Source organism: Ruegeria profundi (genome assembly GCF_020171505.1).
Taxonomy (GTDB): domain Bacteria; phylum Pseudomonadota; class Alphaproteobacteria; order Rhodobacterales; family Rhodobacteraceae; genus Ruegeria; species Ruegeria profundi.
The window spans coordinates 17,179-30,660 of record NZ_JAIUZS010000001.1; the positions used below are offsets into that span (position 1 = coordinate 17,179).

General features: G+C 54.6%; 9 protein-coding genes. 8 read left to right on the forward strand and 1 reads right to left on the reverse strand.

Annotated elements, in window-relative coordinates; translation table 11 throughout:
* Nucleotides 1-4: 4 nt before the first annotated feature.
* The 7 genes from LCM21_RS00035 to LCM21_RS00065 all read left to right on the forward strand — a co-directional run bounded on the left by LCM21_RS00035 (nucleotide 5) and on the right by LCM21_RS00065 (nucleotide 9,604).
* A complete protein-coding gene (locus LCM21_RS00035) occupies nucleotides 5-301 on the forward strand; it encodes an acyl carrier protein (RefSeq protein ID WP_068334963.1) in 297 nt (98 codons plus the stop codon).
* Nucleotides 294-1,898: an alkaline phosphatase family protein gene (locus LCM21_RS00040; protein WP_224888783.1), complete on the forward strand. Its 1,605-nt coding sequence runs from the start codon at nucleotides 294-296 to the stop codon at nucleotides 1,896-1,898. The genes LCM21_RS00035 and LCM21_RS00040 overlap by 8 nt, the downstream gene beginning before the upstream one ends.
* A gap of 7 nt (nucleotides 1,899-1,905) precedes the next feature.
* Nucleotides 1,906-2,823 carry an alpha/beta fold hydrolase gene (locus LCM21_RS00045; RefSeq protein WP_224888784.1) on the forward strand — a complete coding sequence of 306 codons (918 nt, stop codon included), beginning with the start codon at nucleotides 1,906-1,908 and terminating at the stop codon, nucleotides 2,821-2,823.
* A complete protein-coding gene (locus tag LCM21_RS00050; protein WP_224888785.1) occupies nucleotides 2,816-5,434 on the forward strand; it encodes an NAD-dependent epimerase/dehydratase family protein in 2,619 nt (872 codons plus the stop codon). Before LCM21_RS00045 ends, LCM21_RS00050 begins: the two co-directional genes overlap by 8 nt.
* Before the next feature lie 61 nt (nucleotides 5,435-5,495).
* Nucleotides 5,496-6,773, forward strand: coding sequence for a tetratricopeptide repeat protein (locus LCM21_RS00055; protein WP_224888786.1), 1,278 nt, complete (start codon nucleotides 5,496-5,498; stop codon nucleotides 6,771-6,773).
* A gap of 42 nt (nucleotides 6,774-6,815) precedes the next feature.
* Nucleotides 6,816-7,778, forward strand: coding sequence for an NAD-dependent epimerase/dehydratase family protein (locus tag LCM21_RS00060; RefSeq protein ID WP_224888787.1), 963 nt, complete (start codon nucleotides 6,816-6,818; stop codon nucleotides 7,776-7,778).
* A gap of 38 nt (nucleotides 7,779-7,816) precedes the next feature.
* Nucleotides 7,817-9,604 carry an NAD-dependent epimerase/dehydratase family protein gene (locus LCM21_RS00065; RefSeq protein ID WP_224888788.1) on the forward strand — a complete coding sequence of 596 codons (1,788 nt, stop codon included), beginning with the start codon at nucleotides 7,817-7,819 and terminating at the stop codon, nucleotides 9,602-9,604.
* On the opposite strand, the gene LCM21_RS00070 is transcribed toward LCM21_RS00065, so the two are convergent.
* The gene (locus LCM21_RS00070; protein ID WP_224889696.1) at nucleotides 9,597-10,364 is read right to left on the reverse strand and encodes an SDR family NAD(P)-dependent oxidoreductase; all 768 of its coding nucleotides are present in this window, start codon (nucleotides 10,362-10,364) and stop codon (nucleotides 9,597-9,599) included. The two genes, LCM21_RS00065 and LCM21_RS00070, sit on opposite strands and share 8 nt — an antisense overlap.
* A gap of 323 nt (nucleotides 10,365-10,687) precedes the next feature.
* On the opposite strand from LCM21_RS00070, the gene LCM21_RS00075 reads away from it, so the two are divergent.
* The gene (locus LCM21_RS00075) at nucleotides 10,688-13,471 is read left to right on the forward strand and encodes an RND family efflux transporter (protein WP_224888789.1); all 2,784 of its coding nucleotides are present in this window, start codon (nucleotides 10,688-10,690) and stop codon (nucleotides 13,469-13,471) included.
* The last annotated feature ends 11 nt before the right edge of the window (nucleotides 13,472-13,482 follow it).

Consider the following 13,482-nt stretch of genomic DNA (forward strand, 5'->3'; position numbering starts at 1 on the left):
TCCAATGCCAGTTGCCATTGAAACGGCCAAGACTGCGATGCGCGAAATTTTCCATGATCTGGCAGAGGACCTGGAGGAGGAGCCGGTTGAATTCACCGCCGATACCAAACTGGTGGATCTGGGCGTGGAGTCGATCAGCCTGATCTATCTCATCTCGGAACTGCAGCAGCACTTCAATCTTGAGGAGCGGTTGTTCCAACACCTGCGTGAAACCGAGCGGCTTCTGGTGGACATGCAGGTTAGCGACATTCTCAACGGCGTTGTCGCGGCATCTGCCGGTCAGGAGGTGAGCAATGCCTGAAAGATATGTCAAAACGCTGCTCATCGGTCTGGATGGGGCGACCTATGATATCCTCGATCCGCTTGTGTCCGAAGGCGTAATGCCCAATCTCGGTCGGTTGATGGAAGGTGGTAGCCGGGGCATTCTGCGCTCGACAATGCACCCCCTCACACCGCCTGCTTGGGCGACGCTCATGACTGGGCGATCACCCGGCAACCATGGCGTATTCGACTTTATCCGGGTGGACCGGACAAACAGCACGCCGACCTACACCCTTACCACATCCGCCGATCTCAAGGTGCCAACAATCTGGCAGATCGCGTCCGAAGCAGGCATGCGGGTCACGACATTGAACTACCCCACCATGTTCCCGGCCAAACCGATCGATGGTGTGGTCATCCCGGGTTATGTGCCGTGGTCCTATCTTGGCCGTGCAATCTATCCCCGCGAAACATACAAAATGCTGAAAGAAGAAGGCGTTTTCAAAGCACGCGAGATGTCGACTGATTGGCAGCACGAGCGAAAAGCCGTGCAGGGGCTCGCAGAAAATGACCTGCAGGATTGGGTTCAGTTCCACATTACGCGCGAGCGACGCTGGTTCGAGATCACTCTCAAGCTGATGGAACGCGTGCCGAGTGAACTGACATCCGTTCTTTTTGATGGGGTCGACCGTATTCAGCACCTCTGCTACCACCTCATCGATCCGGCGACGCGTGGCGACTATAGATCTCAGAGTTCGGTCAGGGCGCGCGACTTGGCGCTGCAGTATTTCCGTGATGTGGATAACTATATTGCCCAGATGGTTGCAAAAGCGGGTGATCAGGCAAGCGTCATCATTGCCTCGGATCATGGGTTTACGCGGTCTGGTGCGCGGATTTTCTATGCGAACAGCTGGCTGGAAAGCTTGGGCTTGTTGAAATGGAAACCCGATGTGCCTTTGGACAATCAAGGGCGTGTTGCACTTGATGAAAATACTGAAGCGACAACGCTTATCGATTGGGGCCCAACCAAAGCCTATGCGCTCAGTTCCTCAAGCAATGCAATCTTCATCCGAGTAGCTTCGGAAAACGATCCGGACGGAGTACCCCCCGAGCAATATGAAGCCTTTCGCGATGATCTGATTTCCAAGCTGAAGAGCCTTGTTGATTCCGCTTCTGGAAAACCGGTCGTTCGTGATGTGTTCACACGCGAGATGGCGTTCCCCGGAACAGAGAGCGCGCGGGCGCCTGATCTGACCCTGCAGATGGCGGATTATTCCTTTCTTTCTGTGTTGCGCGCGGATGAGCCGGTCAAGGACCGGAAAATCCCTTATGCAACGCATCACCCGGATGGTGTCATTATTGCCAGCGGCCCGGCGATCAAATCATCTGGACGGGTCGAACCTATGCGCATCGTCGATGTGGCTCCGACGGTGCTCTATTCCTTGGGCCTCGATATTCCGAGCAGCTTCGAGGGCCGGGTGGGAACGGACCTCTTTGATCCTGCATATGTCGCGACTCACGTGCCAGAGATTTCCGATACCGCCGGCAAAGAATCTGGAACAGACAGCAGCGAAACTCTGAGCGGCGACGCTGAAGAGCAGATTAGAGCGCGTCTTAAAGCGCTTGGATATTTGTGATGATACCATGCCACGCATAGAAATAGACGGAACAAAACTCCACTATCAGCAAATTGGTTCCGGGACCAATTTGCTGCTTGTCCACGGTCTGTTTTCAAGCATTGGGTTCTGGTGGGGTCCTCTGGCGTTCACATTAGCGAAGAACCATCGCGTCACAGCTCTTGATCTGCGCGGGCATGGGCTGTCAGGCATGACCCAGCGGGGCTACAGCGCAAATGATTTGGCAAAAGACATTCTTGCCTTGGCAGACCATCTGGGCTTGCGAGATATTCATATTGTTGGACATAGCTATGGCGGTGCCATTGCGCTGGCCGCAGCACTTCAGGCCAGAGACAAGATCATACGCATCACTCTTGCAGATGCCTGGGTCCCAGCCTTGCAGGCTCAGACTTATACTCCCAATCTCAGAAAATGGTCGGCTCTTAAAGAGAAGTTGAAATTGAAGGGCCTACAAGGAGAGGGCGACTGGCCGATGGTGGCGATGGCTTTCCTTGAAGAAATAGCGGAAGCGCCGGAAGACACCCTCGCAAATATGCAACGCGGGCAGTACGGGCGTGGCTGGATGCCGACAAAGCACAATTCCAACGCCATACGGCGCTGGCGGCGACTGATGGCAACAACACATGCCTGGAAAGAGTTCTATGCAACAAGCGTGCTAACGAGCGCAGCGCTTCGGAAACTCGAGACACCCGTCCACATAATTTACGGCAAAAAGTCTGGCTACCACCAAACCCGGGACGCATTGCTGAAACACCTGCCGAATGCGACCAATCACGAAGTATCAGGAGGTCACTATTTCCCGCTTCTTCAGCCGCGCGGGCTTACTGATCTGATCGCGAACCCGCCGAAAACAGCCGCGCCAAGCGTTCAATTTCATTCGCGTAGAGAGTTGGCCGATCAGTCAATGGAATATGACCGTGGCTAAGGATAATTCATTCGACACAACTGCCGGAAGCGGCGACGGGTTGAACAGCGGAAATTTCCGCCAGTTGGCCAAGAACGGCATTGGTGATCCCGACAATGCTTATGTCCACGGAATGGATTTTTTCGAAGGGCGTCTATACTGCGGCATGACGCGCAACTCATTTAAGTTGCTCAGACTTTTCCCGCCGATTGATCCGCCTGCACTGGATCCCTGGCCCGTGGACGTACCTCCAAAAGTGCAAGACTTGGATATGCAGGGCCAAATCTGGCGTTGGACACCTGGTGAAGACACATGGGAGATGGCGTACCGTTCACCGATGATCCCGGGCAAGCAAGGTGAGCCTGCACCACGGGATTTAGGGTATCGCGGCATGACCGTTTTTCAGGGGGATTCTGACCCGAAACCCGTGCTGTACGTTTCAACGATGTCAACAGTGCTGCGTGGGTGCGCAGCCCATGTCTTGCGATCCGAAGACGGGTTGAATTTTGAGCCAGCATCCGAACCCGGGATCGGCAACGACAGGATTTCGACCTTCCGCGAGTTGGTTTCTTTTGACGGTTACCTATATGCCCCGCCTGCGGGTGAGGGTATCCAATTCAATTCAAACAGAACTGGCGTGATCAAGCGTTCAAGAGATCCCAAGCCCGGAAACTGGGAAGTGGCCATGGACGTGGGATTTGGCGATCCCAATAACAATGGCGTCTTCATGATGACCCAGGCGAATGGTCAACTCTACGCAGGCACTTTCAATCACTTTCAAGGCTACCAGATTTGGACCACGCCACCTTGCGGTGACGGGCCACTGCAATGGCGCAAGGTTATAGACCGTGGCGCGTACCGGGGGCCTTTGTCGGAAATCGCAATGGGCATGTGCGAGTTCAACGGGGCCTTGTATGTCGGCAGTTCGATCCAGAATGGCGGATATGATCGCACCAATCTGGTGGGGCCGGGCGCGGGCGAGATTATCCGGATTTGGCCAGATGACAGTTGGGATCTGCTGGTCGGCATGCCGCGCGAGACGCCGGACGGTATTAAATACCCGCTCTCTGGGATCGGGCCCGGCTTTGACAACCTGTTTTCAGGTTACACTTGGCGGATGTGCGTGCATGACGGGTGGTTGTATGTTTCGACCTTCGATTGGAGCGTCTTTCTGCAGTATGCGCACCGGCCATCGCCCACATCGCGGCGACTTGTGAATGGTATCGGTTTCGAGCAGCTCGCCCAGATCGGCGGCGGCTTTGAGCTTTGGCGGACCAAGGATGGGATCACGTGGGTCCCGGTCACAATAAACGGGATGAACAACCCCTATAATTACGGGGGGCGAACGATGGTCTCGACACCCGTGGGTCTGTGTGTTGGCACGGCTAACCCGTTCGGGGGTTTAAGCCCGGCGCGCTTTGCATCGCGATGGGAGTATCATGAAAACCCCGATGGAGGAACGGAGGTTTTCCTCGGAAATACTAGCCATGAATCCTACACTGTGCCCGACGCCGCGAAAATCACGGTGGAGTCCTCGGATCAACAGCCCGCTTCTTTTACCGAGGTGGACTTCGCGATTACCGGATGCACCGGTTACATCGGCAAGCATCTGGTTCCGAAGTTGTTGGAGCGCGGCTATCGGGTGCGGTGCCTGGTTCTTGCAGGCACAGAGACGGAGTTGCCGGAAAGCGATCAGATTGAATTGATCGTCGGAGATTTGGCCGATGTGGATGCGCTGAAACGGTTGGTAAAGGGCGCGCGCATCGTTCTCCATATGGCGGCGCGTTTGGCCGGGTCCTGCACGGTACCTGAACTTCGCGCGACGAACGTGCAGGGTACGCATGACCTGTTGCGCGCCTGCTCGGACTCGCCGGTGCTGGAGCGGTTTGTTTTCTGCAGTTCTGTGGCTGTCTATCAGAACCAGTTCAGTCCGAAAGACTGGCCGATCCACGAATCTCATGCGTTGCGCATAGATGGTGGTCACGATCTCGCCGACTATGGAATGTCCAAGATCGCGGGCGAAAACCTTGTCCGGCATTACGCCAAACATGATGGCTATGCAGGGACCATTTTACGGTTCGCCCTGGTTTATGGTGTCGGCGATCCGATGTTTGATAAAATGGTGCGAGACTCTGCTCCGGCGCCTTTTTTTGGCAAGGGACAGCAAGGGGATCAACAGCGCCAGTTCGTCCATGTGACAGACGCTGTCGAGGCGATACTGCGGGCCTGCTTCGAAGAGAGCGCAAAAAGCAACGTCTTCAACGTCGCTGGACCGGATGTCGTGACCTATCGTGCGATCGGACGTTTGACCCGCGTGTCGATCGGCGCTGCTGTGCGCGAAGATCTGGTGCCCGACCAGACCCGAACCTGGAGTCGATACGTGCAGCAATACGACATTTCTAACGCGAAACGTGACCTTGGGTTCTATCCAAATGTTACGACTTTCGAAGGTTTGCGAGAAATAATTGAGGCCGCGCAGTCGGACGGAGACCTTCCCACTCCCCGATACGAAGCGGGACACACAGCGCTCCTGACCCAATACGGGATCGGTGGTCTTGCCATGGCGCGCGACCCGTTAACGTCATCGTTTGGTCCTGAAACCGGCAATGTGCGGGAAGGGCAAAAGAGATGATGAAATCCAATTCATTGAGACTTCGGCCGGCAGCAGCCGCCAGCAAAAGCAAGGAGGAAGTATGATGCCCACTATGAACCAGCAAGGACAATGGGAGCCAAGAGTTGCCCAAGTTCCCCAAAACGATCGTCAGCGAGTGCGGTTCATTCGCGGGCTATTGGCTGATGGTCGTGTCGCAGAAGCTCAGTCCGAATTGATTGGGATGATACAGCATGAACCGCAAAATACACGTCTGAGGGTGATGCTTGCGATCAGCTATATGCGGCAGAACCAGTTGGATGAAGCGGCCAATATCCTTGAAGAGGCGATGCAAACAGATCCGAAGAACCGATTGGCCCCGTTGCTTGCGGCTTATGTTGGCATGCAGGGCAACGACCCGTCATATTCGGAAAAGAACTTCCACAAGGTGCTGGACCTCAATCCAACCTCCATACAGGCGCTGAGCGGCCTTGCGTCCCTGCATGAGCAGCAAAAGCGTCCGGATGCGGCTATCGAAGTACTTGACCGCGCCTTGGAAACTGATCCGCAATCGGCGGTCGTTCGCCGTCGTATCGCTTCGGTGCTGGCGCGACAGGACCGTTATGACGAGGCTAAGGCGCATCTGAAATTCGCGCTGGAAGCCAACCCGGCAGACCCGCGGACGACGCTGCAACTTGCAAGGTTGCTACAGCGTGAAGACGACTACCCTTCGGCGATCAAACTTGTCGAAGCGGCGCTTGCAAAGAAAGCGGGGAATCCGCTGCTGCTGCAACGATTGGGAGAACTGAAAATCTCGCAAAAGGACTATCAAGGAGCAGAAGCAGCACTCACCGAGCTTGTAGGGAAAGAGAAGGGGCGTCGTCGAAATTCCAATGCCCGGCTCTCGCTTGCACGGGCACTGATCGCCCAGAAGAATCTGGAGGCGGCGCGCGAAGTTCTTAGCAAACTTAACCGCCCTGTCTTACGGGGAGCCGTGCAGCGTCTTCATGGAGATGCCTTTGCTGCAGAGGACAGAGGTGATGCCGCTGAGCGCAGCTATCGTGCAGCGATGATGCACATCCGCGATGGGCAGTCTGCGTTGGAAAGGGTCGACCTTGCCAAGGCTGATCTGAAAAAAGTGTCGCAGAATAACAAAGAAGTACTGGCGCTATACATCGCCGAATTCGACGCTCTGCGGGAGGCAAGAAAAGCACGCGCAGAACGGCAGGCAGAGAAAGGTCCGAACCAGGAACAGTTGGAAGCTCGCGCTCAGAGGCGCCAACGGCGGCGCACGATGCGCCAGCGAATGGTTATGGCCCGTGCGCGAGGTGCACGTAATAGTGGCGGCGGAGGGTTCCAACCCAATTTAGACAACGGATGATTTGGGGTATCGTTAACCGTCAAGCCAGATGTGGCAGTTGAGATGAAAGTACTTGTTACCGGACCTTCAGGAGCCGTGGGTCAATACGTGCTCGAAGCATTGATGCGGACAGACCACCAGGTCCGTGTCTTCGCTTTGCCGGACTCGATGCACCGCATTAATTATCGTGACAGGATCGAAATGGCGCCAGGTGAACTCGCCGACCCGGTGGCCCTGAATGAGGCGTTGAAAGATGTTGAGTTGGTCTTTCATACCGCATTGATCAGCCCGCCTCCTGCCATTGATGCGGAAATCCTGGACCACGTGAATGTCGAGGGAACACGCAGTTTGGTTAATGCCTGCCGTGGCAAGGTTTCCCGGCTGGTGATGATGTCGTCCAACAACGTCTACGTGCCGCATCGAACGCCGAATCTCTGGCCTCTGACTGACGACGCACCAAGAGAAGCACATGGCAACCCAGCGCAGCAGGCACTGGGTGAGAGTCTGATACGGGCGGAGGATATTGTATTTGAGGCAGCCGAGACCGGCGCGTTTGACTACGCGATGCTCAGGCCCACGATCGTCTCTGGTCGGAAAAGCCCATTTGTCGAGAACCTGATCACGCAGTTGATCCGTAATGCCGAAGCGGCTGAAACCTTGCGCCGTATGTGGGACACAATGCAGTGGACGCACGGGGTCGACATCGGCAGCGCGGCCTTGTTGGCTGCAGAGCATCCCGACCTGCGCAATCAAAGAATGCTAGTGGCAAGCGATGAGCCAATCACGGCCTATGACGTTGTCTCATTAATGTGGGAAATCATGAATGTCGGGCGTGATGACAATCCTTATGCCGAAATAGCCTCGCAAAACAACGTTGGTTTGCCAAAGTTCTATCCGGCCAGACTACGCGCGGCCGGTTGGTCTGCGCGCATGACAGCCAAAGACTGCATCCGGGAGGTTCTCGGAAGGCTGGAGTTCTATCATTCCACGGCTGCGAATTTCCCAGCTTATCTGCAGGTGGAATAGATTCTGAGATTACGGAGCGTTGAATTCGGAGTGGACGCATGAAGGTCGTTATATTGGATCGCGGATCGACGCTCGGCGCTATGTTGCAGGCCGCGCTGGAACCGTTGCATTACAAAGTGGACCGGCATGAACTGCTGGCTGGTCAACCGGTCATCGACGGGATCGACGAAATCTTGTCCGGAGCCAATGCAGTATTTATTCTCCATCCCGGTGCGAACCTGCCGCACGAAAAGGTGGAAGCGCGGATGACCGAAATCATGTCCGCAGCCGCGCGCGCGGGTGTGCGCCGGGCCATTCTGTTGAGCAACACGGTCGTCTATTCTGACACGGCGTCGGGCGACGGTACGATCCGGGAAACTGCACCGATCCACGAGGACGACGAGACGGCGTCCGAAGCAGCACGCTTTGCTGTCCGGATTGAGAAAGCCTTTTTCGCGGCGGCAGATGACAATCTGGAACGGGTCACTTTACGGGTTCCAATGCTTTATGATCGGGCGGACCCCGATGCACTTTCCGAGTTGCGGGCCATTATGATCGAGGGAAAGAAGGCCTGCTTGCCCGGTGCTTTTCAGCGACTGCATCCGGCCGATCTGTGTTCAGCCCTTGTATCGGCCATGCGTGTATCAAGCGCCAGCGGACAGATTTTTAACATTGCTGAAACGACGGCAATCTCTCCGGACGTGTTGGTCGCCGAATTGCAGCGACTTGGCCGTCTTTTATCGGATCCGAACGCGACGGAAGATCGAGTCCGTCCGTCTTATCCGTTCGAGGAGCCGAAATTCGCCACTGACAAGGCGAGCCGAATTCTGGATTTCAGGCCGCAGCGCAGCACTTGGTCTTCACTAGCGGAATGTGCGCAGGAGATTATCTTTGACTTGCGCCGGGAGGGTCACGTCGCAGACAACACGCCGAAGTTGCCCGCTGTCATCGCTGCAATTGAGACGCGAAGCAAACCGCTGGAAGGGAAGGTCTGCGTCGTGACCGGAGCAACCTCTGGAATTGGGCGGGAGCTGGCCGTGCAGCTTTCAAGACTCGGGGCGCATGTTGTCGCGGTTGGCCGAAATACCGAAGCTGGCGCCAGTTTGCTGCAAGAACTCGACGACCGGCCGACCTGCACTCCGGGAGAGTTCTATGCCGCTGACTTGTCCCGATCATCCGAAGTCAAGAAGCTCGCTGAGGCTCTGGTCAAGCGCCATACCGACATCCACGCGCTTTTTAACAACGCCGGGGCGTTATTTGGTTCGCGGGTTATGACACCGGAAGGGATTGAAGCCACTTTCGCCGTGAATTATCTGGCCGCCTTTCACCTGACGACGCGCATTCTTAAGGTCATTTCCAAAGAAGGGCACATCGTCAATCTCTGTTCGGAAGCCCACAGAAGATCCGGGCTGGACTTCGGCGATCTGTTCTCATCGGCCAATTACCAGCCGCTGGAGGCTTATGCGCGTGCAAAATTTGCGTTGATGATGTTCTCCAATGCATTGACGCAGCGTTTGGATCGGAATGGACCAAGGGTTTTGACCATTAGTCCTGGTGCCGTTCGCACCGAGATACTCAATAGAAATGATTTGAAGGATCGGCCTGAACTTGCGGTATTCAACCGTGCGCGCAATCGCATGATATCGCCTGAAAAATCGGCAAGTTTCGTCGCAAACCTGATCATCGATCAGGATCTGCGTGCCAAGACAGGGATATACATGGATCAGGACAAAGAGGTTGAGATCGCTTCTGCAACGACCGATCCAGCCGCATGCGCACATCTATGGCGGGTCAGCGAGGCCCTCGTCGAGATGACACTTGCCGTACCTGTTCCTGAGGTCAGCTAGTTTTACCAATGTGGTAGGCTCGCAGGAAATGATCCATCGCGTCGAGTGTGTTTGGATTGTTCCACTGGACGAATTCGCCCGTCAAACCTTCTGTTTCAGGTGCATTCAGCCACAGTAAAAGCCGTGCGGCCAACTCGGGCGGTCGTGCGACCGAAGTCATCATTGCGCTTGGCGCGTTGCGCCCCAGCGTTTCTGAAACCTGCCCGAACAAAGGCGTATCGATCGGACCTGGGTTAAAAGCATTCACTGTTATGCCGGTGCCATTCAATTCAAGTGCGAGCGTTTGAACCATCTGGTTAACAGCCGCCTTGGTCGCTGCGTATGCACCGGTGTCAGGTTGTGGACTAAACGTCGCCGGCGACGATAAAAAAAGCATCCGTCCGCAATGTTGTGCCTGCATGGGCGGAACGATATGTCTGACTAGGTTCAAGGCACCGGTAATGTTCGTCGCGCAGAGCCTCTGCCAGGTTTCTGGTGGTGTTTCCCATAGCTTTTGACCAATGGTTTCTGCCGAACCAGCGATGTTAATAAGGCTGTCAATTCTACCGGTCGCATCAAGTGTTTCCGAAACGAGCGCTTCAGTTGCTGCCTCATCGGACACATCCGCAGCAATTGCCAAAGCTTTGGCACCTTCATCGCGTATTCCGCGAACAACTAGATCAAGTGCCGCGGCATCACGTGCAGTGGCGACGACAACTGCCCCGGCACGCGCCATAACCCGTGCAGTTGCTGCTCCAAGCCCTTGACTGGCTCCGGTCACCAATACGACGCGGCCACTAAGAAACGGTCTCAAATTTTGATCTCCCGTAAAAAAACGGCGGTTTACCGAAAGAAGCCTTTGTATTTATGACGGATTTCGAGGCCAAAAAACAAGCGTACTGGGTGAGGTTCGGGGAAAAGCTTGCCTTGATGGGGGAGTCAGATAGACTCTGCAATGAATAAGTGCAGGAGGCTCGGATTTTACCGGTGTTCTGATACAAAATGCACCAGTAAATTATTCAATATCCCAAGCCTTCGTAGGGCATGTTGGTTCGTTTAAGTAGGCGTCTTTAACACGAGTTTTAACGTAGTATGAGCGTATAGATGACAACGATTGATACTACTGTCAACAAACATGCCGACGGCTCCCGGCGATATCAATTAGGAAAAAATGCGCTTGTAAGTTTGATTTCGGATGCCGGAAGTGACGGCGTGGTCGCATTCGTTAAGAACACCGAGACCGGCGCGCTATATCGGATGGGAGAAGAAGAGTTCTTTCTGCTGAATGGGCTCACAAAAGGGTTCTCCCACGAAGGCCTGGCGACAGCGCTGAGTTCGCACTTTCGAATTGTGGTTAATGCTTCGACAGTTGCGCAGTTTGCGGAACAGATGGTTCAAAACGGTATTTTGGTCGCGGCATTGGATTCTGAAAAGAAGCCTCCATTTAATTTGGCTCAGTCAATGAAGGTCGCAGCGGAAGATTCAATAGAAGACAGTGACCTCGCGGTCAGCGACTGGACGCTTGATGAAGAGGACGGGGCGCTTGGAGCCACTGTTCAGCCGGATAATTTTCAAGACGAAAACATCTTTTCTGATGATACTGACTTTGACTGGGATGACGACGACGGTTTCGAAGACCGAATATTCGGCGATGAAGACTTGGTCGGTGTCGAGGACATTCCGGCCAAGCCGCAGATATCAAGAGAAAGTACAAGTTCAAAACGCTACGCGATCGCCAACGATGCTGTTACCGAGCGCCAACAGAGTTTTGAACAGGCGAAGAAAGAGCAGCCGAAGATCAAGGACATGGACATTGTTCTGTTCGATCCAACGGGCCTGTTACGTTTTCTGAACCGCTTTTTTGGCTTCGCGGCCTCGATCCTCGCGGGTATCACCGTTCCGCTGGGAATATTCGCCATTGTTGCTATTTTTCATCGCTTGGACGAGGTGCTCGATACCATTTACGCGTCGCGCCGGGTTGTTGGCATCATTGGCATTCTGGCGCTCTCGATGCTTACGGTTAGTCTTGTGTCGCGTCTTGTAATCGGGGCTGTGTTGCAACGTAACGGCAGCGACGTAAAACGCTTTGGCATTAATTTTCTGTTCTTTCTCATCCCGCGGTTCGCAATCGATATGATTGGCGTCAGCAAGTTGGACCGCCATGGAAAAATACAAGTCTATGCCTCTGCTTTACGAACACGTTTTCTGATTTTCGCTCTTTGCACATTGATTTGGGCATTCACCCGTCAGTCGGGAAGCAGTCTTTCTCAAATCGCCGCGATAATCGGGCAATTCGGACTCTTATCTTTTTTGATATGTGGTTTTCCTCTCATCAACGGCGAAGGTTATCGGTTGATGTGTGTGTGTTTCAATCAGCCGATGTTGAGAGAACGTTCAATGGCTTACCTGTTTGGCGTCCGGCGCAAAAATTTTGGGCCGGAAACACCGGGCGAACGCTGGACGTTCATCCTTTATGGCATTGGTTCGCTGCTTACGTCAGCGTTCCTGGTGACGCTTGTCGCGGCTTATGTTTCGACAATGCTAGAAGCTCGTTTCGGTGGCACAGGAGTCATTGTATTTCTCAGCCTCATTGCATTGATCCTAGCCTGGTTCGTTGTAACACGCGGCCGCAGCAAGCGTATCCGTCAACAAGTCATGGCCGAAATGGTTGAAGAAAAAAAGGCGGAAGCCATCGCGTCCAAGAGGGCAGGGCGCGGGCAGAACCTTCCTGTGCCGATACCCACTGGGTTGCAACCGGAGAGAGTGCAAAACCAGCTTCCCGCAAAGGTGCCGAGCCGGAGGATAACGCTCTACCGGCCATTACCCGACGTTTATGGCACCAAAGCAAAGAACAACCGACGCGGAATCTGGCTGCGTCGAATAGTGGTTCTATCGCTGGTTTTGGGCGCAATTTACGTCGCCTTTCTTCCCTACAACTACCAATCAGGCGGCGACTTCGTGATCCTTGCCGATGACAGGGTTAAGGTTGTGGCGCGCGTGCCAAACGAGCTGACCGCCGTAATGGTCGAAGAAGGCGATATCGTAGAAAGTGGCGACATCTTAGCCCTGCAGGACAGTGTTCGTGAAGAACATGCTCTGGCAGTGACAAGGGCCGAACTTGCGAAAGCTCGTGCGCAACTGGAGCGTCTTGAGCAGGGCGCGACCGAGGAAGAAATCCAGGTTGCAATAGAACAGATTGAGCGGATCAGGAGCGAACTGCCGTTCTTGGAGGCCGAAGCAGATCGGGCCCAGAAACTGCTGGAACGAGGTGCAATTCCCACTTCTCAGGCGGAACGTACGATAAGCAACTTCAACGTTGCAAAGGCCGAATTGCGGTCAGCCGAGGCCAATCTAAACCGGGTTGCTGCAGAAGCTGAAGCGTCCGAAATAGCCATGGTACAGGCCGATGTAAACCGATTGCAGTCGGAGCTGGCCTTTAATGAAACTAAGCTCGGCTATACAAAAATTGTTGCACCGGTTGCCGGGCGCGTTGTCTTTGAAAGTGAAGAGCCAGTGCCCGGACAATTCCTGGAAACCGGCGATTTGCTGATGGAAATCGAAGACCACACCGTCGCACGCGCCGAAATCAAGGTGCCCGAGGCAGATGTGAGCCTGATTGAGGTTGGTGAAAAGGTACGACTGAAGGCTTGGGCAATGCCGGACGAAGAACGTGAGGGCGTGGTCTCGGCCATCGCACCTGTCGCCGAGACCGAAGAGTTCGGGCAGGTCGTGCGTATAAAAACATTCATGTCCAATGAGAATGGGTTGTTCCGGCCGGGCATGACTGGATATGCCAAGATCGACGGCGAAGAGATGCGGGTTTGGGAAGCCTATTCGCGTTTGCTCGTGCGGTTCTTCCTCATAGAGATTTGGGGGTGGATCCCGTAGGTGCAGACCGG